The sequence below is a fragment of the Streptomyces sp. NPDC021212 genome, from assembly GCF_044332925.1.
GTDB lineage: Bacteria > Actinomycetota > Actinomycetes > Streptomycetales > Streptomycetaceae > Streptomyces.
Genome location: NZ_JBIRPZ010000029.1, coordinates 37192 through 59551 on the forward strand (window position 1 = coordinate 37192; position 22360 = coordinate 59551).

18 protein-coding genes and 4 pseudogenes are annotated in these 22360 nt (G+C 71.1%); 9 read left to right on the forward strand and 13 right to left on the reverse strand.

Features of this window, described 5'->3' with window-relative positions; translation table 11 throughout:
• Positions 1-14: 14 nt before the first annotated feature.
• The 3 genes from ACH4SI_RS41455 to ACH4SI_RS41465 all read right to left on the reverse strand — a co-directional run bounded on the left by ACH4SI_RS41455 (position 15) and on the right by ACH4SI_RS41465 (position 3133).
• On the reverse strand, positions 15-224 hold the full coding sequence (locus ACH4SI_RS41455) for a hypothetical protein (RefSeq protein ID WP_398306052.1): 210 nt from the start codon (positions 222-224) through the stop codon (positions 15-17).
• A gap of 92 nt (positions 225-316) precedes the next feature.
• Entirely contained in the window at positions 317-2551 is a 2235-nt protein-coding gene (locus ACH4SI_RS41460) for a transketolase-like TK C-terminal-containing protein (protein ID WP_398306097.1), read from the reverse strand.
• A 390-nt stretch (positions 2552-2941) separates the two neighbouring features.
• Positions 2942-3133: a hypothetical protein gene (locus tag ACH4SI_RS41465; RefSeq protein ID WP_398306055.1), complete on the reverse strand. Its 192-nt coding sequence runs from the start codon at positions 3131-3133 to the stop codon at positions 2942-2944.
• Positions 3134-3458: 325 nt separating this feature from the next.
• Between ACH4SI_RS41465 and ACH4SI_RS41470 the strand changes: the two genes are divergently transcribed.
• The 7 genes and pseudogenes from ACH4SI_RS41470 to ACH4SI_RS41500 all read left to right on the forward strand — a co-directional run bounded on the left by ACH4SI_RS41470 (position 3459) and on the right by ACH4SI_RS41500 (position 9945).
• Complete coding sequence (locus tag ACH4SI_RS41470) at positions 3459-4310, forward strand: TetR family transcriptional regulator C-terminal domain-containing protein (protein WP_398306058.1); 852 nt, start codon at positions 3459-3461, stop codon at positions 4308-4310.
• 29 nt (positions 4311-4339) lie between these two features.
• A complete protein-coding gene (locus tag ACH4SI_RS41475; protein WP_398306061.1) occupies positions 4340-4909 on the forward strand; it encodes a thioesterase family protein in 570 nt (189 codons plus the stop codon).
• A 39-nt stretch (positions 4910-4948) separates the two neighbouring features.
• The gene (locus ACH4SI_RS41480) at positions 4949-6109 is read left to right on the forward strand and encodes an acyl-CoA dehydrogenase family protein (RefSeq protein WP_398306064.1); all 1161 of its coding nucleotides are present in this window, start codon (positions 4949-4951) and stop codon (positions 6107-6109) included.
• Positions 6109-8199, forward strand: a complete 2091-nt coding sequence (locus tag ACH4SI_RS41485; RefSeq protein ID WP_398306100.1) for an acetate--CoA ligase family protein — start codon at positions 6109-6111, stop codon at positions 8197-8199. The genes ACH4SI_RS41480 and ACH4SI_RS41485 overlap by 1 nt, the downstream gene beginning before the upstream one ends.
• On the forward strand, positions 8192-8977 hold the full coding sequence (locus tag ACH4SI_RS41490) for an enoyl-CoA hydratase-related protein (protein WP_398306067.1): 786 nt from the start codon (positions 8192-8194) through the stop codon (positions 8975-8977). Before ACH4SI_RS41485 ends, ACH4SI_RS41490 begins: the two co-directional genes overlap by 8 nt.
• Positions 8978-9117: 140 nt before the next feature.
• Positions 9118-9570, forward strand: a pseudogene (locus ACH4SI_RS41495) (tellurite resistance TerB family protein); the annotation flags it as partial.
• A 15-nt stretch (positions 9571-9585) separates the two neighbouring features.
• The gene (locus ACH4SI_RS41500) at positions 9586-9945 is read left to right on the forward strand and encodes an ArsR/SmtB family transcription factor (protein ID WP_398306103.1); all 360 of its coding nucleotides are present in this window, start codon (positions 9586-9588) and stop codon (positions 9943-9945) included.
• A 38-nt stretch (positions 9946-9983) separates the two neighbouring features.
• Here ACH4SI_RS41500 and ACH4SI_RS41505 read toward each other — a convergent pair whose 3' ends face one another.
• The 7 genes and pseudogenes from ACH4SI_RS41505 to ACH4SI_RS41535 form a co-directional block, all read right to left on the reverse strand.
• Positions 9984-10913, reverse strand: coding sequence for a M56 family metallopeptidase (locus tag ACH4SI_RS41505; RefSeq protein WP_398306070.1), 930 nt, complete (start codon positions 10911-10913; stop codon positions 9984-9986).
• Between the two features lie 8 nt (positions 10914-10921).
• Positions 10922-11305, reverse strand: coding sequence for a BlaI/MecI/CopY family transcriptional regulator (locus ACH4SI_RS41510; protein ID WP_398306073.1), 384 nt, complete (start codon positions 11303-11305; stop codon positions 10922-10924).
• Positions 11306-11384: 79 nt separating this feature from the next.
• Entirely contained in the window at positions 11385-12005 is a 621-nt protein-coding gene (locus ACH4SI_RS41515; protein ID WP_398306076.1) for a hypothetical protein, read from the reverse strand.
• Positions 12006-12052: 47 nt separating this feature from the next.
• Positions 12053-12285 (reverse strand): annotated as a pseudogene (locus ACH4SI_RS41520) (GNAT family N-acetyltransferase); the annotation flags it as partial.
• 54 nt (positions 12286-12339) lie between these two features.
• Positions 12340-12843 (reverse strand): acyl-CoA thioesterase, encoded by a 504-nt coding sequence (locus ACH4SI_RS41525; RefSeq protein WP_398306078.1) that lies wholly within the window; start codon positions 12841-12843, stop codon positions 12340-12342.
• A 58-nt stretch (positions 12844-12901) separates the two neighbouring features.
• Positions 12902-15286 carry a glycosyl hydrolase family 95 catalytic domain-containing protein gene (locus ACH4SI_RS41530; RefSeq protein ID WP_398306080.1) on the reverse strand — a complete coding sequence of 795 codons (2385 nt, stop codon included), beginning with the start codon at positions 15284-15286 and terminating at the stop codon, positions 12902-12904.
• 451 nt (positions 15287-15737) lie between these two features.
• Entirely contained in the window at positions 15738-17186 is a 1449-nt protein-coding gene (locus tag ACH4SI_RS41535) for an MFS transporter (protein WP_398306082.1), read from the reverse strand.
• Between the two features lie 187 nt (positions 17187-17373).
• Here ACH4SI_RS41535 and ACH4SI_RS41540 point away from each other — a divergent pair, with 187 nt between their 5' ends.
• Positions 17374-17988 carry a TetR/AcrR family transcriptional regulator gene (locus tag ACH4SI_RS41540; RefSeq protein WP_398306085.1) on the forward strand — a complete coding sequence of 205 codons (615 nt, stop codon included), beginning with the start codon at positions 17374-17376 and terminating at the stop codon, positions 17986-17988.
• Positions 17989-18202: 214 nt separating this feature from the next.
• On the opposite strand, the gene ACH4SI_RS41545 is transcribed toward ACH4SI_RS41540, so the two are convergent.
• The 3 genes and pseudogenes from ACH4SI_RS41545 to ACH4SI_RS41555 all read right to left on the reverse strand — a co-directional run bounded on the left by ACH4SI_RS41545 (position 18203) and on the right by ACH4SI_RS41555 (position 22029).
• The gene (locus ACH4SI_RS41545; protein ID WP_398306088.1) at positions 18203-20173 is read right to left on the reverse strand and encodes an amino acid transporter; all 1971 of its coding nucleotides are present in this window, start codon (positions 20171-20173) and stop codon (positions 18203-18205) included.
• A 359-nt stretch (positions 20174-20532) separates the two neighbouring features.
• Positions 20533-21254: pseudogene (locus tag ACH4SI_RS41550) on the reverse strand (3-hydroxyacyl-CoA dehydrogenase NAD-binding domain-containing protein).
• 97 nt (positions 21255-21351) lie between these two features.
• Positions 21352-22029 carry a TetR family transcriptional regulator gene (locus ACH4SI_RS41555; RefSeq protein ID WP_398306091.1) on the reverse strand — a complete coding sequence of 226 codons (678 nt, stop codon included), beginning with the start codon at positions 22027-22029 and terminating at the stop codon, positions 21352-21354.
• A gap of 203 nt (positions 22030-22232) precedes the next feature.
• On the opposite strand from ACH4SI_RS41555, the pseudogene ACH4SI_RS41560 reads away from it, so the two are divergent.
• Positions 22233-22360: pseudogene (locus tag ACH4SI_RS41560) on the forward strand (electron transfer flavoprotein subunit beta); the annotation flags it as partial.

Here is a 22360-nt window from a genome sequence, read left to right on the forward strand (position 1 = left end):
GGCCCGGCCCGCTCCTACCGGTCCGTACGGGCCGGGGCGGGCTCGCGGGCGGCCCGATCGAGGAGGACGAACCGGGCGAAGGTGGTGGTGCCCAGCACCCCGCCGCCGTAGACGGCCTCGGCGCGGCGGTCGCCGAACTGACCGACGGCGAGGGGGCCGACGTGGCGCTCGACCCCGTGGGCGGATCCCGCCTGAGCGAGCTGCTGCACGTCCTGCGCCGTCACGGCACGCCCTGCGCGGCATCGGGGAACTGGCCGCCACCGGCACGCTCCGGCCCGTCGTCGTGGAGCTGTGACGACGGGCGGAGCCGCGGGAGTCAGTCGATGAGGTCGAGGGCGGCGGTCAGAACGCTGTCGCTGTCGATGCCGTGGTAGCGGTAGACCTCGTCGAGGGCGCCGCACTGGCCGAACCGGGTCACACCGAGGGGCGTGACGGGCACCTGATGCACGGTGGCGAGGAAGGTCAACGTGTGCGGGTGGCCGTCGAGGACGGTGACCAGCGGGGTCGCCCGGTCGGCGGGGAAGACCCGGTCGAGGATCCAGTCCGGGTCCTCCGCGAGGCCACGCCGGGCCTGGAGGGCGCGGAACAGCAGGTCCGGACTGGTCACGCACACCACATCGGCGCCGTGGCCGAGGGCGTCGAGCCGTTCGGCGGCGGCCAGGGCCTCCGGAACCAGGGCGCCCATCGCCGCGATGGTCACCGCCGGCTTGTCGTGGCGCCGCAACCGGTACGCGCCCGCGACCACCTGCCGCCGCCGTCGCTCGCGGGCGGCGGGGTCGGTGGGCACGGCGGCCAGGGACTGGTCCACCGGCCGGGTGGACAGCCGCAGATACGCCGAACTCCCTTGCGGATGACCGAGGTTGCCCAGGGCGGCGAGCAGACACCACTCGGTGTCGATGGCGAAGGCGGGCTCGTACGACACACACCCCGGCTGCTCGATGCCGAGCGAAGGGGTTGTGATGGACTGGTGTGCGCCGCCCTCCGGGGCGAGCGTGACCCCGGACGGGGTGCCCACCAGGATGGATTGCCCGCCCGCGTACATGCCGAAGGACCACGGCTCCAGCGCCCGGTTGACGAAGGGGTCGTACACCACACCGATGGGCAGCAGCGGCTGCCCCCAGCGGCTCCAGGTGGCGCCCAACTCGCCCAGCAGTCCAACGAGGTTGGTCTCGGCGATGCCCAGTTCCACGTGCTGTCCGGTCGGCTTCTCCCGCCAGTGCAGGATGGTCTCGGCGTCGTCGGCGAACCAGTCGGTGCCTTCCGTGGCCGACCACACGCCGACCTTGTTGAGCCAGCCGCCAAGGTTGGTGGTCGAGCTGACGTCCGGGCTGACGGTGACGATCCGGCCCGCCGCCTCCGGTGCCCGGCGGGTGAGGTCCAGCAGGGCCCTCCCGAGCGCTTGCTGGGTGTGGCCGGTCCCGGTGGGCGCCGGGCGCCCGAGGTCGGCCGGAAGGGCGGGCGGCTGCTGCGGCTCGCGCCCGGGCCGGCGCAGCCGGTGTGCGGCGGCCGCGCACAGGGACGCCTCCGCCGAGCCGTCGGGGAAGAGGGCCCACGGGCGGTCCAGGTCCGCCCCCAGCCGCGCGGCCAGCGGGCGCATCTGGTCGGCGGTCAGCAGCGAGGAGTGGTTCTGCGGATGGCCCTCGGTGGGCAGCCCGTGACCCTTGACCGTGTACGCGAAGATCACGGTCGGCCGGGTGTCGTCGATGGCGTCGTACGCCTCCAGGAGCGTGCCGAGATCATGGCCGCCCAGGTTGCGCAGCGCGGCGAGCAGCGTGGCGTCGTCCAGTTGCGCGACGAGCCCGGCGATGGGACCGGCGGTGGAGCCGGTGCCGGGCAGCCGCTCGCGCAGCTGGCCGGCGGTGCAGCGCAACAGCCGCTGGTATTCCGGGTTGCCCATGGCGTCGATACGGGTGCGCAGGGCTTCCCCGCCGGGCCGGGCGAAGAGCTCGTCCAGCAGATGCCCGTACTTGAGCGTGAGCACCTGCCAGCCGGCGGCCGTGAACATGCCCTGGAGCCGGCCGGCGGCGATGCCGGGCACCACGCGGTCCAGGGACTGCCGGTTCAGGTCGACGATCCACGTCACCTCGCCCAGGGAGGACACCACCGGGTCCTGGATCGCCTCCCAGATCGCGCCCTCGTCCAGCTCCGCGTCACCCAGCAGGGAGTACTGCCGTCCGGTCCCGGCACCGCCGAAGCGGCCCTCCACATAGCGCCGGGCGAGCGCGCCCCACAGGGGAGCGGTGGCCCCGATCCCGACCGAACCGGTGGAGTAGTCGACCCGGTCGGGGTCCTTGGACCGGCTGGGGTAGCTCTGCAGTCCGCCGAACGCGCGAAGGGTCGTCAGATAGGACTCCTCCAGTTCGCCGAGCAGATAGTTGATGGCGTGCAGCACCGGCGAGGCATGGGGCTTGACCGACACCCGGTCCTCGGCGGTCAGCGTGTGGAACCACAGCGCCGTCATGATCGAGGTCATCGACGCGCTGGACGCCTGGTGTCCGCCGACCTTGAGCCCCGTGGTGTTGGGCCGTACCCGGTTGGCGTGGTCGATCATGGCCGTGGACAGCCACAGCACCCGGCGCTCGACCGCTTCCAGCGTGCCGAGCGTCCCGGGGTGTTCCCTCCCGGCCGGGTCCTTGCCCGGGGCACCCGAGAAGGTCGCGTCCATGACCACATTGACCACCTCCATAGCCTGGACCTGGCGTCCAGGAATGCTGCGTGATGCGAGAAGTAGACAGAGACCCCACCCTCTGCGCAACATGTCGCCTTCCGGTTGAGCAATCTGCTCACTGTGGCGGGGTGAAAGAGCCCTCGACTGACCAAAGTGACCAATGATCAGGACCGGCTGGAGCGGAAGCGGCGGCCACGCGCCCCAGGGCTGGGACCACGCGTACGCGCGTTCCGCGTCGCCCGTCCGCCAGCGGCGCGGGGCCGTGGTCGCGAGTCAGTCCAGCGGTTCGACGCCGCCGGGCGACCCGCCGTCCAGCGCGAGCCGGACGGCCGAGCCGAGGTCGGCGTCGGTCTGCGGGGTGCGGGCGGCCGGGTCGACCGAGACGAACAGCGCGGTGCCGGAACGGGCCACCAGGTCCAGGAACTGACGGTTGAGCCGCCACTCGGTCGCCGGCGTGCACGGCACGCAGTCGGCGTCCACGGCGTAGAAGCGGCTGTGCTGGGGGCGCTCCCAGTGCCGGGCCCGAGGTGTCGTCGCCGGTGCGCTGCACGTGCACCAGACCCGCGGCCAGATGTCCGACGGTGTTGCAGCCGAGCACCAGGGCGTCACCGGCCGCCTCGGCGATGGCCCGGTACAGGGCCACCAGCACTTCGGCGGTGGAGGCTCCGGTGGACGAGGTTTCCATGGACGGGGACACCTCCCCGGCATGACGGGACGGCGCGCCGCGTTGCGATGCGATTGACGCGTCAGACTATTGCGGGATTCGCAACGCCTCCCTAGGGTCGGCGGCATGCTGCACACCGCGGACGCGACGCGTCAGCGGGTGCGCGAAGTGCTGCGCGGATACCCGGGCAGCCAGCGCGCCTTCGCCGACGCCATGGGGCTGGACCCCACCAAGCTGTCCAAGTCGCTGACCGGGGCCCGGCGGTTCACCCCCGCCGAGCTGACCCGGATCGCCGAGATCGGCAACGTCACGGTGAACTGGCTGATCAACGGCAGCGACGACGCGGACACGGTGTCCGCCGTCCCGCGACGCAGCGCGCGGCGACCCATACGCGACGGCGACACCAGCCGGTACCGGCAGATCCTCGACGCGGCCTGGCGCCTCATCGCCGAGCGCGGCTACCACGCGGTGCGGGTGTCGGACGTGGCGGCGGCCTGCGGTACGAGTGCCGCCACCATCCACTACCACTTCCCGGGCCGCGACGGACTGCTCACCGAGGCGCTGCGCCATTCCGTGCAGCAGGCATTCGACCGCCAGGTCGCGGAACTGCACGGCATCAAGGACGCGCATCAACGGCTGCTGCGCCTGGTCGAGTTGCAACTTCCCACACCGGGCGCGTTGCAGAGGGAATGGTCGATCTGGTTGCAGGTGTGGAACGAGACCGCCCTGCGCCCGGAACTGCGGGCGCTGCACACCGATTCGTACGCCCGCTACCACGAGACGGTCGCACGCACGATCGCCGAAGGGCAGGCCCAGGGCGTTTTCACCGACGCCGACCCCGAGGAGCTGGCGGTGTCCCTGACGGCCCTGATCGACGGTCTGGGCATCCAGGTGCTCACCGGCCGTCCGGGACGGACCGCCGAGCGGATGCGGCGGATTCTCTACGACTTCGTGCAACGCGAGATCGTCCGAAGCTGAAACGAGCACCGTCGGGACAGGAGCCGGGTATGGCTGATGACGACGACAGGGCCGAGAAAAACCGGGGGCGGGTGGTCACGCCCTACGAGGGCACCGGCCACCGCGTCCGGGACGACACCGCCGGCATCCCCGCACCGCTGTCCTTGCACGACACCACGGTCAGCCCGGCCTGGGTGGACTACAACGGCCACATGAGCGAGTCGTGTTACCTGCTGGTTTTCGGGGACAACGCGGACGCCTTCTTCCGCTACATCGGCATCGACGAGCGGTACCGGGCCGAAGGCCACTCGCTCTACACGGTGGAAACCCATCTGCACAACCGCCGCGAGGTGGCCGAGGGCGAGCCGCTCCGGCTGACCCTCCGCGTACTGGACCACGACACCAAGCGGGTTCACCTCTTCCACGAAATGCACCACGGCACCACCGGCACGCTGCTGGCCACGGCCGAACAGATGCTGGTGCACGTCGACATGGAGCAGGGGAAGTCGTGCCCCCTGCCCGCGGCCCTGCTCGATCGGCTGGCCGCGATCCAGCAGGCGCACACGGCCCTTCCCCGCCCCGAGGTCGTGGGCCGCCCGATGGGGATCTCCCGCCGCTGAAGCCCCTTCGCTCCCCTCCCGCCGTCCCGAGGAGCCGCCATGGATTTCGCACTCACCGACGAGCAGCGCATGATCGTGGAGACGGTGCGCAAGTTCGTCACGACCGAGCTGGAGCCGCACGAGGATGAGGTCGAGCGGCTGGACGAAGTTCCGCCCGCACTGGCCGAACGGATCCGCCGCAAAGCCCTCGACGCCGGGCTCTACGCCGCCAACATGCCGGCAGAACTGGGTGGCGGCGGCCTGGACGCCACCAGCATGACACTGGTCGAGCGCGAGCTGGGCCGCGCCGGCTACGCCCTCCAGATGCTCGTCGCACGGCCGAGCAACATCCTCCGGGCATGCGAAGGCGAGCAACGCGAGCGCTACCTGCTCCCGACCATCCGCGGAGAACGCCATGACTGCCTGGCCATGACCGAACCCGGCGCCGGATCCGACGTACGCTCGATGACCACGCGCGCGGTGCCGGACGGCGGCGACTACGTCATCAACGGCACCAAGCACTTCATCAGCCACGCCGACGTGGCGGACTTCGTGATCCTGTTCGCCACCACAGACGCCACGACGGGCGCCACCACGGGCAGGAACCCCATCACGGCGTTCCTGGTGGACCTGGACACCCCGGGCCTCACCGTCACCCGCGGCTCCGCCTGCGTATCGCACCGCGGCTACCACCAGTGCGAGCTGTCGTTCACGGACTGCCGGATCCCCGCTGGCCGGCGCCTCGGTGAGGAGGGGCGCGGCTTCGACCTGATGGGGGAGTGGCTGGGCGCCAGCCGGCTCAGCGTCGCCGCCACCAGTGTCGGCCGCGCCCGGCGCGTCCTGGACCTCGCCACGGGGTGGGCCGCCGAACGCAGCCAGTTCGGGCAGACGATCGGCCGGTTCCAGGGCGTCGGCTTCCCCCTGGCGGACATGGCCACCGAACTGGAAGCCGCGGAACTGCTGACCATGCGGGCCGCGTGGAAGCTCGACCAGGGCACCATGACCGACCGGGACGCGGCGATGGCGAAGCTGTACGCCTCCGAGGCGCTGGCCCGGATCACCGACCGGGCGGTGCAGATCTTCGGCGGTATGGGGCTGATGGCGGAACTGCCGATCGAACGCTTCTGGCGGGACGCCCGTGTGGAGCGCATCTGGGACGGCACCAGCGAAATCCAGCGCCACATCATCTCCCGGTCCCTGCTGCGTCCCCTCGGTTCGTGATGGCGGGGAAGGAGACCAGGGACAATCTCCGGCGCCTGCTGAGCCCTCGCCACATCGCGGTGTTCGGTGGCGACACCGCCGCCGAGGCGATCCGGCAGTGCCGCCGCGCGGGCTTCGCCGGGACGATCTGGCCCGTCCACCCCAGGCGTATGAGCATCGAGGGCCTGCGCTGCTACCCGAACGCCACCGCGCTGCCCGATCCACCGGACGCCTCGTTCCTCGCCGTGCCGAGGGACGCCACCGTGGAGGTGCTGGCGGAACTCGCCGCACGCGACGCGGGCGGGGCCGTCTGCCATGCGTCGGGCTTCGCCGAGGACGGGCCGACCGGTGCGCGGTGGCAGCGCGAGTTCGTCCGTGCCGCGGGTCGGATGGCGGTGATCGGGCCCAACTGCATCGGGATGCTCGACTACCTCGACGGCGCCGCCCTGTGGGCCGACCAGCACGGCGGGCGGCGGGTGGACCGCGGCGTCGCCATCATCACGCAGAGCGGCAACATCGGCCAGAACCTGACCATGCAGCGCCGGTCGATGCCCCTGGCCCGGCTGGTGACGGTCGGCAACGCCGCCGTGACCGGGGTGGCCGCACTGGTGGAAGCCCTGCTGGAGGATCCCCGGATCACCGCGATCGGCCTGCATCTGGAGGGCATCGACGATCCCGTCGCCCTGTCCCGGGCCGCCGTGCGCGCGCTGCACCTGCGTGTCCCGATCGTCGTGCTGAAAACGGGTCGGTCGGAACTGGGCGGCCGGGCCAATCTGAGCCATACGAGTTCACTGGCGGGCTCCGATGTGCTCTGCGACGCCTTCTTCCGGCGCCTGGGAATGGCCCGGGTGCACCAGGTCGGCACCTTCCTGGAGACGTTGAAATACCTGCACGTCCATGGGGCGCGGCCCGGCGCGCGGATCGCCTCCGCGAGCTGTTCGGGTGGCGAGGCGGCGCTGCTGGCCGACCTCGCCCACGACCAGGGGGTCGCGCTGCCGCCCTTTCCGGACGACACCGCCCGGCGGCTGGGGGAGGTGCTCGGCGAACGCGTCGCGGTCGCCAACCCCTTGGACTACCACACCTACATCTGGGGCGACATCGACGCCCAGCGGAACTGCTTCCACGCGTTCCTCACCACCGGTTTCGACATGCACATCCTGGTGCTCGACTTCCCGCGGGCGGACCGCTGCCACCCGGAGGCGTGGCAGACCACCCTGGACGCCTACCTGGCCGCGTACCAGCACACCAACGCGCCCGCGTGTGTGGTGAGTTCACTGCCGGAAGGGCTGCCGGAACCGGCGCGGACCCGGCTGCTGGAGGCAGGTGTCGCCCCCATGCAGGGCATCACCGAATGCCTGACGGCGATCGCGGCAGCGCGCCACATCGGTCTGGCCCAGGAGTCGGCCGATACGGTCCGGCCGCTCGACCCGGCGACCGCGCCCCCGGCCGGGACGCGTCCACTGGACGAGTGGCACGGGAAGCGGATGCTCGCCGAGTGGGGTGTGCCCGTACCGGCGGGCGCGGTGGCCACCGCCGGGACCGCGGCCGAAGCGGCCCGGGGCATCGGATTCCCGGTGGTGGTGAAGGCGGTGTCGGAGGCGATCGCGCACAAGAGCGACATCGGCGGGGTGCGCCTCGATCTGACCGGGGAACAGCACGTGCGCGACGCGGTGGCCGGCATGGCCGCGCTCTCGGACCGTTTCCTCGTGGAGCGGATGGTCCGGGGCGCGGTGGCGGAGCTGATCGTCGGGGTCCACCGGGACCCGCAGTTCGGCCCGGCACTCACCGTCGGCGCGGGCGGCACCATGGTCGAGCTCCTCGACGACGCGGTGACCCTGCTGCTGCCCGTACGACGGGACGAGATCCACACGGCGCTGCGGCGCCTGCGGATCTGGCCCCTGCTGACCGGCTACCGCGGACAGCCGCCGGGCGACGTCGAAGCGGTCATCGACGCGGTGGCGGCCGTGGCCGCCTCCGCGCGCGGCCACGCGAGCACACTCGTGGAACTGGACATCAACCCCCTGCTGGTCCTTCCCGGCCACGGCGGCGTGGTGGCCGCCGATGCGCTGATCAGGCTGGGGACCGACGAACGAGGAGGACCGGATGGCTGACCCGGTACGCACGGAGGCCGACGGCGGCATCCTGCTGGTGACCCTGGACCGCCCCAGGGCGAACGCGATCGACGTGGCCACGAGCCGCGCGCTCCACGCGGCCTTCGACAGACTGGCCCGGGACGAGACGCTGCGCGTGGCGGTGCTCACCGGCGCCGGACAGCGGTTCTTCTCGGCGGGATGGGACCTCAAGGCCGCGGCGTCGGGCGAGGCGATCGATGCCGATCACGGCCCCGGCGGCTTCGCCGGCCTCACCGAACTCTTCGACCTCGACAAGCCCGTCATCGCGGCGGTGGGCGGCCTCGCCCTGGGCGGTGGCTTCGAACTCGCCCTGGCCGCCGACCTGATCGTCGCCGCCGACCACGCCGAGTTCGCCCTGCCGGAGGTGACGCTCGGCATGATCCCCGATTCCGGCGGGGTGCTGCGGCTTCCCCGGCGCCTCCCGCAGGCGGTGGCCAGGGACCTGCTGCTGACCGGGCGGCGGATGCCCGCACAGGAGGCGGAACGGTGGGGTCTGGTCAACCGCGTCGTCGACGGTCCCGATCTCCTGGCGGCGGCCGTGCAACTGGCACGCGACATCTGCGCCGGGGCACCGCTGGCCGTGGCGGCCATCAAGGAAATCCTGCGGACCACGGCCGGTTCCACGGTCGAGGAGGGCTACGAGCGACTGCGCCACGGCGACCTGCCCGCATACCGGGCCATGCTGACATCCGACGATGCGGAGGAGGGCCCACGCGCCTTCGCCGAAAAACGCCTCCCCCGGTGGACCGGCCGGTGATGACACCTGCGGGATCCGGACGTGAATCTACAGAACTGTAGAACAAGTGGGTGGCGGCTTCGTTTCGCGACAGCCCTCTACAAACCTGTAGATTCGGTCTCCTCCTCACGCGAGGGGGGAGCACGGACAAGGAGATGTGGATGGCGCTGTGGGACCGCCTCAAGGACTCGGTCCAGGCAATGCAGGCCCAGCTCACGGCGAGAAAGAACGAGTTGCGGAGCGGCGCGTTCCGGGACGCGAGCATGGCGATGTGCGCCCTGGTGGCGGCGGCGGACGGCACGATCGACCCGTCCGAGCGGCAACGCGTCGCCCAGCTCATCGCCACCAACGACGTGCTCCAGAACTTCCCCTCGGACGGCCTGCACCACCGCTTCGAGGAGCACCTCGACGAGCTGACCGCGGATTTCGCCCTGGGTAAGGCGAGCGCCATGCGGGAGATCGGCAAGGCGAAGAAGAAGCCCGCCGAGGCACGGGCCGTCCTCCAGATCGGCATCGTCATCGGCTGCGCCGACGGCTACTTCGACCAAAGCGAGAGGGCCGTCGTCCGCGACGTCTGCTCGGTGCTGGACATCCCGCCGGCCGAGTTCGACCTGCACCGGGCGCTCCGCGTGCCCCGCCAGCACCGCGCGGAACAGGAGACACGCCCCGAGATCGCCCTGCCCGGCGACGACCTCCAGGTCTTCCTCAAGGCGCTGGCCAGCGGGACCCGTCAGCGGCTCTACGCGCACTTCGCCGACGGGGAGGAACTGACCGTCGGCGAAATCGCCGAACGTGCCGGACTCGGCCCGTCGACCACCTCCGAGCACCTCGCGGTCCTCCGACGCGGCGGACTGCTCCAGTCGACGCGCAGCGGCAAGCTGGTCCGCTACCGCGCCGACAGGGAAGGCATCGCCGAACTGCTCGGGCAGCTCCAGTCCTACCTCCTCGCCCCATCCGAAGCGCAGGACACTCCGCCGTCCCGTGGCTGACGTCCGGCACCATCCCCAGGTGGCACGGAGCAACCCGGCTACACCGGGGTGGCCGCCTGGAGGATCAGGAACAGCGTGACCGCCGAGTTCGCCGAGGACAGCGCCGACGCCGTGGTACCCACAGCGGCCGCCCACGTGGCCAGGCCCACCGTCGTGAACACGGGCGGCCAGCCGCGCCCGGCAGGGGCCGGGCCCAGCAGGGCGGCCACCCGGCGCGGCACCGGTCCCATGGCCGCGAAACCCGCCAGCGTGGCGGCCGGCGTCCCGCGGGTGATCAGCGCGGACCTGCCGACCGCCCGTGCCACGGTGCGCCGGCTGCCGACCGCCTGTGCCGCCTCCTCGTCCGCCCACCGCTCAGTCGTGTAGGTGACCGCCGTCCGCAGCGGGCGCAGGAACGGGTTCGCGCGCGCGGCGAGTTGGACGGTGAGCAGGAACCGGTGGTGGCGGCGGGCCAGATGCGCGCGCTCGTGGGCGAAGAGCGCCCGGCGCTCGGCCGAGTCGAGCCCGGCGAGCATCCCGGTCGTCACCACGACCCGATCACGCCTGCCCGGAAGCGCATAGGCGTACGGCAGTTCGTCGCGCAGCACCGCCACCGGCGTGTCGGGCAGGTCCGCGAGAGCGTGCTCGGCCCGGCGTCGCACGCGCTGGTGGCGCCACACCGTCCGGGTGCACGCGGCGAGCACGGCGAACAAGGCGGGGATGGCGACCTTGCCCGCCACCTCGTCGTACGGGACGGCCTCGCGCACCTCGGGGTCCGACCAGCCGTCGGGCAGCGGGTTGCCGGGCAACTGCGCGGTGCCGACCACCATCAACAGCCCCAGGCACAGCGTGCTGCACACCGCGAGCACCCCGGCGACCGCCGACAGCAGCCACGTCGCCGCCCGCGGGTGCAGATGCTGCTCGGCCAGGCGGGCGATCGGCCACGCGGTGAGGGGCAGCACCAGCGGCAGGAAGACGAAGACTCCCATGAAATCCTCTACTCCTCCGCTTCCCTGGCCCGCGCCAACAGATCCCGCAACACCTGCTCGTCCTGCGGCAGCAGGCCGGTCAGGAAGCTGGCCAGCACCGCCTCGCGGTCGCTCTCCCCGTCCAGCACCCGCCGCATCCGCAACGCCGCCAGGCCCGCCTCGTCGGCCGTCGGCGTCCACACGAACGACCGGCCCGCCTTCTCCCGGGACACCGCGCCCTTGGCCAGCAACCGGGTGAGAATGGTGATCACGGTGGTGTAGGCGAGCGTCCCGCCGAGCCGCTCCTGGACCCACGCCGTACTCACCGGCCCGGGTGCCTCGCGCAGCGCCACCAGCACCTGCGCCTCCAGCTCACCCTGACCGCGCCGGCGGCCGCGCTCCTGGTCTCTCACCCCGCCACCCTCCCATCGCCTACCCACCTGTCCCGATCGGGGTCCATGGTAGCCAGCGGCCCCGGCTCGCCCCGCGGGGTCAGGCCCGGGGGCGCACCTGGATGCCTGCCCGGTCGTACGCGCCGTAGGTCATCTCGTCCTCGGCGACGAGCAGCACCACCCAGGAGCCGCCCCGCTCCCACACCAGCCACCTGTCCCATTCCTCCTCGGCCCCGAGAGCCCGGCAGGCGCCTTCCGACAGCGGGTCGCCCAGCCGGTCGCGGAGCATCCCGGACACCCGTCGGTATTGGGCCGCGAAGTCCTCGGCCGTGGCCTCGGGGGCCACGTCCCGTCGGCTGTGGAAGGGGCCGAACTCGTTGTCCCACTCCTCCGGGTCGCTCGGATCGGTGAAATACGCGAAGGGGTGCTCCACGAAGCAGCCCGCCCGGCAGGCGGGGTGGTCGCAGACCACGGTGGGTTCCGGCTGCCGGCGGCATCCGGGAGCCTCCCCGAGCAACAGCCACCAGTCGTCCACCAACTCCTCGCCACTGATCCACCAGGGCTCTTCCCAACCCACGCCCGGCGCGTCGGGGGCCTCGCCCGCACACCAGCCGTTGCGCGCGAAGGCGTCCTCGAACGCCTGCCGGCTCCAGGGCAGGTCCGCGAGCCCGATCATGCGGTCGACAAGGGAGTCGTCGAAGGGCAGCAGTTGCATCGCCATGCACGAACGCTATCCGGCCGCTCCGACACCTCGGCGGTCTGCCTGCGTCACGGAGTGCGGAACCCCCGAAAGGTCACGTGCTTCCGGGTCTCGAAGCCGAGCCGTTCGTAGAGGGCGATCGCGCCGGTGTTCGCCTCGGCCACATGCAGGAAGGGAGACGGCGCTGATCTCGGGTCCATCCCGGAGGCCGGAGCCGTTCGCCCGCCATCGCCACCAACGTGCCGTTGTCGCCGACGCCGAGATAGGTGCCGAGTTCGGGGGTGCGCGGCCAGAACGGCCCCGCGGGGTCGCCGTACAGCTGAACATGTCGGCGAACTCGCCCGCACCGAGCAGCCTAGTCGGCGCCGAGCAAGGCGGGCTCGGTGGCCAGCCGGCGCCAGTGAGAGGCCGGGTCGGGTACGAGGCGCCGTGTCCTGAGATCGAGCAGGCCGATGACACTTTCCACCGTGGCGGCCAACGTGCCGTCGGTGCACAGGAGTTCCTGGGTGACGCGGCCGGTCTTCTTGCCGGCTCCGCCGTACGTGAACACGCACGTGATGTCGAACTCGTCACCGGCGCGCAGCTCACGGTGGTAGCGAATGGTGGTCTCCAGGTTCACGGGCCCCAGCCCGGCCCGTGACATCTCCCCCAGGTCGACGCCGGCTTCCCGTACGCAGGTCCAACGGGCGTGGTCGGCGAAGTCCACGTAGGCGGAGCCTCGTACATGGCCGTTGGTGTCCAGGTCGCTTTGGCGGACCGCCAGCCGGACGCGGAACCCCGGGTCGGGGGCAGCGCCGGGCTCGGGAGCGGAGGTGGCGTCGGTCGTGGGCTCGGGCGTCGGTGTGTTGTCGGGAGGCACGCCGCACATCATTCCCGGTCGGGGCGGAGATGGGTACGCCCGGTCCAGCCGACGGACCTCACGGCCCCTCGCCGACCGCGCTGAGGCGATACGTCGCGCCCGCCTCCGTAGCGAACACGATCAGGTCCGGCTCCGGGCGCCGCAGCCGGACCGGGCGGCCCTCGGCGGTCACCTTCAGGTCCGTCCCGGACCGCACGGCCGCCGGGCTGCCGCGTCGGGAGCGCAGCTCGCCGTATCGCAGGGTGCCCCCTTCCCAGGCGAGGTCGACTTCGAAGCCACCACGGGCCCGCAGACCGCGCACCCGTCCCGCCGCAAGCGACGGAGGCAGCGCGGGAAGCAGCCACAGCTCACCGGCGTGGGATTGCAGCAGCCACTCCGAAATGCCTGCCGTCGCACCGAAGTTGCCGTCGATCTGGAAGGGCGGATGCAGATCGAAGAGGTTCGGCGCGGTGCGCTCGGGGGTGAGCAGGTCGGTCAGCAGTTTGTGGGAGCGTGCGCCCTCCTCCAGCCGCGCCCAGAAATTGATCTTCCAGGCGAGGGACCAGCCCGTGCCCGCGTCGCCGCGCTGCTCCAGGGTCGTGCGCGCGGCCGCGAACAGATCGGGGGTGGCCCGCGCGGTGATCTGGTTGCCCGGGTGCAGACCGTACAGGTGGGAGACATGCCGATGGTGCTGCTCGGGAGCGATCGCGTCCCAGTCCTCCTGCCACTCCTGCAACTGGCCCCGGGCCCCGATCTTCATGGGCGGCAGCTTCTCGCGTACGGCTCGCGCCCGGGCCCGCATGCCACCGTCGCCCTCGTCGCCGCCGTCCTCGCCGTCCTCGCCGAGAAGCTCCGAGGCCTTGAGGAAGCCGTCGAAGAGGTCGCGCAGGATCTGGCTGTCCATGGTCGGCCCGGCGCAGACGGACACCTCCGGGTGATGGGCGTTCTCCGGCGAGATCGCGGGGCAGGTGACCAGGTGGCCACTGGCCGGATCGGTGACCAGGGTGTCGAGGAAGAACCGCACCGCGCCCCGCAGCACCGGATAGTGCCGACGCAGCGCCTCCGCGTCCCCGGTGAAGAGATAGCGCTCCCAGACGGCCGTCGCCAGCCAGGCTCCGCCGGTCTGCCACATGCCCCAGAACGCGCCGTCCACCGGTGCCGTGCCACGCCACGCGTCGGTGTTGTGGTGGGCGACCCAGCCTCCGGCTCCGTACTGCGCCTCGGCGGTTCTCGCCCCGGCGACCGACAGTTCCGCGAGCATGGCGAAGACCGGTTCCCAGCATTCCAGGAGGTTCGTGACGGGCGCCGGCCAGTAGTTCATCTGCGTGTTGATGTTGATCGTGAACTTCGAGCCCCAGGGCGGGCTGAGCGATTCGTTCCAGATGCCCTGGAGATTGGCGGGCTGGGTCCCGGGCCGCGAGGAGGAGATGAGCAGGTAGCGCCCGTACTGGAAGTACAGGGCGACCAGGTGCGGGTCGGTGGCGGTGGCGAAGTTCGCGACCCGTTCGTCGGTGGGCAGCGCAGCCGCGTCCGTCGTACCGAGGTCGAGTTCCACCCGCCGGAACAGGCTCCGGTAGTCGGCGCTATGGCGTTCGCGCAGCCGGAGGTACGGCACGGCCGACGCGGCATCGAGCGCGGCGGCGGCGCGGGCGACGTGGTCGCCGGTCGCGCTCCGGTAGTCGGTGTAGCTCGTGCCGATCGAGACCAGCAACGTGACGGAGTCGGCTCCGGTGACCGTGAGGGTCCCGTTCTCGCTGCTGACCGTCCCTCCGTCGGCCCGGGCACGGGCCAGGGCCCGGAACCGCACCTGCCCGGCGATGCCCTCACGGCTCTGCGACGTTCCGTCGATCGCGACGGTGTTCCGGTCGGGCGACGACGCGGCCACGGTCTGCGGGCTGTCGAAGGCCGCCGTGAAGGAGATCGCCCCCTCGGTATTTCCGGTCAGGCGCACGACGATCACCTGGTCGGGATGGCTGGCGAAGACCTCACGGTGATACGTCACCCCGCCCTGGGTGTAGCGGACGGAGGCGACGGCCGAGTCGAGATCGAGCGAGCGCCGGTAGTCGCCGATTTCTCCCCCGGCGGGGAAGGCCAGGCGCAGATTGCCGACCGTCTGATACATCAGCTCCCCCTTGGGGACGCCGAGGAAGTCCGAGTCGATCAGGGACTGGGCGGCGTCCCACTCCCCGGCGAAGACCCGCCTGCGGATCTCGGGGAGACTGGCCAGGGCCTTGGGGTCGGCGGGTTCGTAGGGGCCGCCCGCCCACACCGTGTCCTCGTTGAGCTGGAGCAGCTCGCTGTCGGCGCCGCCGAAGACCATGGCGCCGAGCCGCCCGTTGCCGATGGGCAGCGCCTCCAGCCACGCGGAGGCCGGCCGGGGGTACCAGAGCGCGAGCTCGCCGGGTCTCGCGCCCGCCATGCCCGCTCCTGTGGTGGACGGGGCGGGGAAGTGTGCGTGATCCATGCCCCTTAGCGTCGGTTCGCCAGGTGTCCGTTGTCGACCGGCACAGCCACATTCGAAAGATTCCGACGCCGGGCACCACCTGCTCACCCGGGTTCGCCGTTCCGCGTGGCCATCCGGCGGTCGCCCTCGTCGGCGGGCTGTGGCGGGCCATCCTGGCCGGGGAGCTGGGGTCCGGGCAGCGGCTGCGCGAGCTTCGGACAGCGCGGCAGGTGCCGTCCGGACCGTCGCCGACGATCCGGACGGCACCGCGCCGGCCTCCGGCACACCCGCGCCGAACTGGTCCGCGGCAGCAAAGGGCACCTGACCACCGGCGGGCCGACACGGTTCCGATCAGCCGAGGAACTGCCGCAGGTGGGAGAGCAGGACGTCGGGACGTGCGGCGGCCCGCCGGGCGTCCTCGTCGCCGAGGGCGGAGGTCGCGTTCAACGGCGAGTAGACCCGGCACCACTGCCTAGGGACGAAGGGTGACCGACGCCGGTTCGGCATCCGTCGCCTGCGGGGTGTGCGCTGTGGGGGAGTTGGGGATCAGGGCGGCTATGGCGGCGGCCGTGAGGGCGAGTACGCAGCCGATGATGAGGGCGGTGCGGAAGCCGTTCTCGGAGGTGAAGGTGTACCCGCCGACGGTGGTCGTCATCTGGGCGAGCACGGCGCCGACGACGGCGGCGCCGACGGACGTGCCGAGAGAGCGCATGAGGGCGTTGAAGCCGTTGGCCGCGCCCGTTTCGCTGAGGGGAACGGCGCTCATGATGAGGGCGGGCATGGCTCCGTAGGCGAGGGCGACACCGCTGTTCATGACCATCATGGCGATCATGAGGCCCCACGTGGTCCCGGCCAGGAGGAGGGACGCGAGGTAACCGGCGGCCAGGACGAGGGCGCCGCTGATGAGGGTGACCTTGGGGCTGCGGGCGGTGGTGAGCTTCGCGCCGAGGGGCGAGACGGCCATCATCATCAGGCCGCCGGGCAGCATCCACAGTCCGGCGGCGAGCATGGACTGGCCCAGGCCGTAGCCGGTGGCTTCGGGGAACTGAAGGAGCTGCGGAATGACCAGCATGCTCGCGTACATGCCGAAGCCGACGAAGAGCGATGCGACGTTGGTGAGCAGGACCCGGGGGCGTGCCGTGGTGCGCAGGTCGACCAGGGGCTCGCGGGTGCGCCACTCGAACAGGCCCCAGGCGGTCAGCGTCACGGCAGCGGTGGCGAAGAGCGCGAGGGTGGTGACCGAACTCCAGCCCCAGTCGGCGCCCTTGGATACGGCGAGCAGCAGCGACACGAGGCCGACGGCCAGGCCCAGGGCTCCGACGATGTCGAAGCGTTGTCCCTTGGTGGCGGCGGGGGTGTCGGGGACGAGGGTGAGGATCATGACGCCGACGACGGCGGCCAGGGCGGCGGCGCCCCAGAACAGCAGGCGCCAGTCGGCGTACTGTGCGACGGCCGCGGCCAGTGGCAGGCCGATGCCGCCGCCGATTCCCATCGAGGCGCTGACGAGGGCGATGGAGGAGCTGAGCCTGTCGGCCGGGACGACATCGCGCAGCAGCGCGATCCCGAGGGGGATCATGCCCATGCCGATGCCCTGAAGGCCGCGGCCGATGATCATCGGGGTGACGCCGTCCGAGAGCGCGCAGACGATCGATCCGACGATGAGGGGTACGGAACAGGCCAGCAGCATGCGCCGCTTGCCGATCATGTCCCCGAGACGTCCGCTGATCGGGACGCAGACCCCGGCGACGAGGAGGGTGGCGGTGACGACCCAGGTCGCGTTCGAGGCGGAGGTGTGAAGGATCTTGGGCAGGTCGGCGAGCAGCGGCGTGACGAGGGTCTGCATCACCGCCGCGGTGACGCCGGCGATCGCGAGAGTCGCGACCACTCCACCAGGCCGATGGGTCGTGGGTAAATGAGACATCACGGGGTTCCTCGGGTTCGGAGAAGGGGCGCGGTTCGCGGACGGAGTGCCCGCGCGGGGGGCCGGGCCTGCTTCGGCACCGGACGGCGTGGCACACCGATAGGTAATCGGTAGTCAACTATCGGTTCGTGGCGGGAGGGGTGTCAACTCGAACCGGGAGTCGACTATCAATTGTTAGGGTGAGGGCGTGCCTACAGAAGCCTCCAGACCGTTGCGTGCCGATGCCGCGCGCAACTTCGAGAAGATCGTCCGGGCCGCCCGTGAGGTCTACGCGGAGCGGGGGCCGGACGCTCATCTGGAGGAGGTCGCGCGGCGGGCCGGCGTAGGGATCGCGACACTCTTTCGCCGGTTCCCCGACAAGGGGGTCCTGCTGCGTGCGGTGCTGGACCAGCAGTTCGCGGAGCGGGTGGTGCCCGCGGTCGGGCGGGCCCTGGAGGACGAGGATCCGCGTCACGGTCTGGCCGTGGTGATGGAGGCCGCCCTGTCCTCCGCGGTGAGTGACTACAACGTGCTGACCGCTGCCCGGAACGCGGGCGTGCTGGCGGCCGAGGTCGGCGACCGGTTCTTCGATGCTCTGGACCCCCTTGTCCGGCGCGGCCAGCGGGCGGGGGTGATCCGCGACGATCTCGTGCCGGAGGATGTGCGCCGGATCATGGTCATGCTCATGAGCGTGTTGTGGACCATGGAGCCCGGTGAGAGCGGGTGGCGGCGCTATGTGACGCTGGTGCTGGACGGGCTCTCGCCGACCGCCGCCAGCACGCTGTCTCATCCTGCCCCGGCGATCCGGCACCGGGAGGGCTGAACGGGGCCCGGTGGAGGCCCCGTACCTCCGCCGGGCCCGTGCTCCAAGCGCGGTCACGCACCGTGATGGCCGTGCCGGGGCACCTGGCGGCGGCGTGCCGGGCCTGGCCGTGTGCCGGGGGAGTGGGGGCGGGTTCCAGGACGACGACCTGTCCATGCCGTCCGTGGAGTCTTCCCTGTGACAGGAGGCCCGGTCGTGACGGACCCCTTGGCGCTCAACCGACGTGGACATGGGGCCGACGGGCCCGGTCGGGTTCGGCCTCGCGGAGGACTTCCCGGGTGACGGGTGCGACCTCGCCCTGTCCGAACAGGAAGAACCGCAGGAACTGGGCGAAGGGGCTGCCCTCGGTCCACTCGAAGTAGATGTGCGGCCTGCACCCGGTCTCGTCCCGTACGTGCAGCAGCAGGGCGGCCAGCGAGTTGGGGATGCTGGAGCCGTCGAGGGTCAGGACGCGGTAGCGGCCGTGCAGCACCTCGCCCCGCACCCGCACCGCGGATTCGAAGTCGGACGGGTCGCGGACGGTGACCTCGACGAAGATCAGGTCCTCTTCCGCCGGGACGTCGTTGTCGCTGCGGATCTGCTGGATCTTGTCGCGGTACTCGGCCGCGTCCCGATTGTCCGGCTCGTTGGCGATGAACCGTATGCGGCGGGTGGCGGTGTCCCGGACGAAGCGCTCGGCCATGGCGTCCAGCTCCATGTCGGTGACCCGCAGCTCGAAGGCGCGGGCGAGCCGGGACAGCAGGGACACCAGGATGATGCCCGCGATGAAGCAGGCACCGATCTTCACGCCGTCGGGGCGTTCGACGACGTTGACGGCGGTCGTGTAGATGAAGACCACGGAGATGATGCCGAACGCGATGGTCCAGCCCCGCTGGCGGGCGCGGCGGGCGGCGATGGTGACGGCGACGGCGGCGGAGGTCATCAGGACCAGCACCCCGGTGGCGTACGCGCCGCCCTGGGCGTCCACGTCGGCGTTGAAGATCCAGGTGACCAGGAAGGCGATCAGGGTGAAGACCAGCACCATGGGACGGACCGCGCGGGCCCAGTGCGGCGCCATGCCGTAGCGGGGCAGATAGCGCGGCATCAGGTTGAGCAGCCCGGCCATCGCCGAGGCGCCCGCGAACCACAGGATGCCGATGGTCGCGGCATCGTAGACGGTGCCGAAGACCGACCCCAGGTAGTGGTGGGCGAGATAGGCCAGGGCACGCCCGTTGGCGTCGCCGCCGACCTTGAACTCGTCCTGTGGGATCAGCAGGGTGGTGATGAAGCTCGTGCAGATCAGGAAGCCACTCATGATCACCGCGGCGGTGGTCAGCAGCTTCCGGGTGTCCCGGATCCGCCCGGTGGGCCGCTCCTCGGTGTCATCGGGGTCACCCTCGACGTGGGGCATGACCGCCACGCCGGTCTCGAACCCGGACAGGCCGAGGGCGAGCTTGGGGAACACCACCAGTGCCAGACCGACCATGACCAGCGGGTTGCTGTGCTGTTCGGTCAGCGCCTGCGACCAGTCGGTGACGACGTGGGAGGCGGTGGCCACATGCCACAGCCCGACGACCACCACGACCACGTTCAGCGCCAGATAGACGCCCACCAGAGCAACGGCCACCCCGATGGCCTCCATGAAGCCCTTGAGGAAGACCGCTCCCAGCAGGGCGACCAGGCCCATGGTGATGGCGACCTCATGGCCGTGCAGGACGCTGGTGAAGTGCGGATTCTCCACCAGGTGGGTGGAGGCGTCGGCCGCCGAGAGGGTGATCGTGATCAGGAAGTCCGTAGCGGCGAAGCCGAGCAGGGTCAGTACGAAGAGCTTGCCCTGCCAGAACGACAGCAGCCGCTCCAGCATCGCGATCGACCCCTCGCCGTGCGGGCTCTCCTTCGCCACCCGCCGGTACACCGGCAGCGCCCCGGCCAGCGTCACGGCCACCAGGACGAGGGTGGCCACGGGGGAGAGCAGCCCGGCGGCCAGGGCGGCGATACCGGGCTGGTAGCCGAGGGTGGAGAAGTAGTCCACGCCGGTCAGGCACATCACCCGCCACCAGCGCTGCCCCCGGTGCTCCTCGGAGGGCTGGGCGTGCGGCCCCGGCTGGCGCTTGGCCATGTCGGTCAGGCCCTCGAGCAGCCAGGACCGCAGGCGGCCACCGGCATGGTTCTCCGGAGGGGTCTCCACATCGGTGGAGGTGGCCATCGTGCACTCCTGTCGCAATCACGGACATACGGGGTCGACTCGACGAGCGACCCGGCCAGCGTAAGCGCTGGTGTCCGGCCCTCTGGAGGCCAGGGGCGGGGTGCCCCGCCGTTCCGGTCCCAAACCGCCGGGCGGCCGGGTGCCTCCTGCGCGGGATCTCTCCCGGACACTGGGGGCGAACGCCAACGCGGTCCTGCGAGGACTTCCGGCGAGGGCGGGGCACTGCTGGACCGCGTCCGTGATCTGGCGACCGACGCCGCGCACCTTGGTTACAGCAAGAGCGATCTCATCGACATGATGCTGGTGGTCGTCGTCGCGGTGGCGATGCGACGGGCGGGGCCTGGGCCGTGGGCCGTGCTTCAGTAGGTGTAGAAGCCGCTGCCGCTCTTGCGGCCCAAGCGTCCGGCGGCGACCATGCGGCGCAGCAGGGCGGGCGGCGCGTACAGGGGTTCCTTGAGGTCCTCCGGGCGGGCGCCCCCGGTCTCCACCATGCGGACGGCGGCCAGCAGATAGGGCACCAGCAGCGCGTTGACCACGAAGCCTGAGCGGTCGGGGGCCTGGATCGTCTGTTTGCCCAGCCGTTGGGTGGCGAAGTCCCTGGCGCGCTCCAGTGTTTCCGGGGCGGTGGTCAGGGCCGGGATCAGCTCCACCAGCGGCTGTACCGGGACCGGGTTGAAAAAGTGGTGGTGGCGGCTGCGAGGTCGACTATGGGGAAGGAGGAGGTGTTGGTGGCGAGGATCGCCTGAGGGTCGATGACCTCCTTGTCGAGGGTCTCCATGACGGTGGTCTTCAGATCCCGCTGTTCGGCGACGGCCTCTATGACGAACTGACGGTCGGCGAGATCGCCGAGGTGGCAGGTGAATTTCAGGCAGGCCAGGGCACGGTCGCGTTCTTCCTCGGTGAGCTTTCCGCGTCGCAACCCACGGTCCAAGGAGGCGGTGAGGCGGCGGCGGCCGGCATCAACGGTGCCAGGGGTGGCCTCGGCCACCAGTACGTCCAGGCCCTGGCGGGCGGCGACCTCGGCGATGCCGGAATCCATCAGGCCGCAGCCGACGACACCGAGACGGGAGACAGTTTGCAAGGCGAGTCCTTTACAGGGGAGGGGCACGCACCCGACCCGTGGTGACGTTAGGGTACTGAGTACCCTCGGTCAAGGTGCTGAGTGCCACGCCTGGCGGCTAGTCCTCCCCCAGCGTCTTTTCGATCTTCTGTACCACGCGCCAGATGGGAGCGTTCCGCGGCGCAACCATGACGATCACGTCGTCCTCCGGTGTGGGCGCGGCGTGGCCCTGGGTGGACTCGTCGGCGCTGCCCCACGTCTGCCGGACGAATGCCAGCGACTGGTCCACTGCCTTCGCGGCGTCGCCTTGGCCCCCGTCTCGCAGCCAGGTCCGCAGTCCGTTGTTGTGCGCGGCGACGACGGCTGCGGCCTGTACTTCCGCCCGAAGCGCTCCGTCCGGGGCGCCCGCGTAGCGTTGCCGGAGGTAGTGGGCCAGGGTCCGCTCGTAGCGGTGCACCACGGACAACTCATAGCCGCGCAGGCTGGGTACTTCGCGTGTGAGCCGATAGCGCTGCACGGAGAACTCGGGGCTCGCCGCGTACATTTGCATGACGAGACGGGCCGCGTCACAGACCACGTCGAGCGGCTCGCCGTCGCCGCTCGACGCGAGGAAGGCGCTCATCTCGGTCAGGCAGCGCTCATGTTCGGGGAAGACGACGTCTTCCTTGGACGGGAAGTAGCGGAAGAACGATCGGCGCCCCACTCCGGCCCGCGCCACGATGTCGTCCACGGTGGTCCGCTCGAAGCCATGCTCCAAGAAGAGCTGGAACGCGGCATCGATGAGCGCTTCGCGCATGGGCGCTCGTTCGGGCGACAGAGGCCCGCTGGCCGCCGCGGTTGCCCTGCCCTCGTCGCGTACGTCCGTCATGGAGGCAACCTAGCACCAGAACCAGCGAGAGTGGTACTGAGTGTCTTTACGGAGGGTACTGAGTGCCATACGCTTACTCGGGTGCTCCGGTTCGGCAGCGCAGACGTCCAGAAACCGCAAGGAGAGCCGGCGTGAGCTTGAGGATCGTTGTCTGTGTGAAGTATGTGCCCGACGCCACCGGCGATCGGCACTTCGCCGAGGACCTGACGCTCGACCGTGACGATGTGGACGGCCTGCTCTCGGAGCTGGACGAGTATGC

Bases quoted from the DNA above. Each gene is read 5' to 3' on its own strand.
- ACH4SI_RS41490 (WP_398306067.1), top strand. From the start codon at position 8,192: ATGGCTGACCCGGTACGCACGGAGGCCGACGGCGGCATCCTGCTGGTG.
- ACH4SI_RS41555 (WP_398306091.1), bottom strand. From the start codon at position 22,029: ATGCGCGAAGCGCTCATCGATGCCGCGTTCCAGCTCTTCTTGGAGCAT.
- ACH4SI_RS41460 (WP_398306097.1), bottom strand. From the start codon at position 2,551: ATGATCGACCACGCCAACCGGGTACGGCCCAACACCACGGGGCTCAAG.
- ACH4SI_RS41485 (WP_398306100.1), top strand. From the start codon at position 6,109: ATGGCGGGGAAGGAGACCAGGGACAATCTCCGGCGCCTGCTGAGCCCT.
- ACH4SI_RS41505 (WP_398306070.1), bottom strand. From the start codon at position 10,913: ATGGGAGTCTTCGTCTTCCTGCCGCTGGTGCTGCCCCTCACCGCGTGG.
- ACH4SI_RS41480 (WP_398306064.1), top strand. From the start codon at position 4,949: ATGGATTTCGCACTCACCGACGAGCAGCGCATGATCGTGGAGACGGTG.
- ACH4SI_RS41515 (WP_398306076.1), bottom strand. From the start codon at position 12,005: ATGGCGATGCAACTGCTGCCCTTCGACGACTCCCTTGTCGACCGCATG.
- ACH4SI_RS41530 (WP_398306080.1), bottom strand. From the start codon at position 15,286: ATGGATCACGCACACTTCCCCGCCCCGTCCACCACAGGAGCGGGCATG.
- ACH4SI_RS41535 (WP_398306082.1), bottom strand. From the start codon at position 17,186: ATGTCTCATTTACCCACGACCCATCGGCCTGGTGGAGTGGTCGCGACT.
- ACH4SI_RS41475 (WP_398306061.1), top strand. From the start codon at position 4,340: ATGGCTGATGACGACGACAGGGCCGAGAAAAACCGGGGGCGGGTGGTC.
- ACH4SI_RS41470 (WP_398306058.1), top strand. From the start codon at position 3,459: ATGCTGCACACCGCGGACGCGACGCGTCAGCGGGTGCGCGAAGTGCTG.
- ACH4SI_RS41545 (WP_398306088.1), bottom strand. From the start codon at position 20,173: ATGGCCACCTCCACCGATGTGGAGACCCCTCCGGAGAACCATGCCGGT.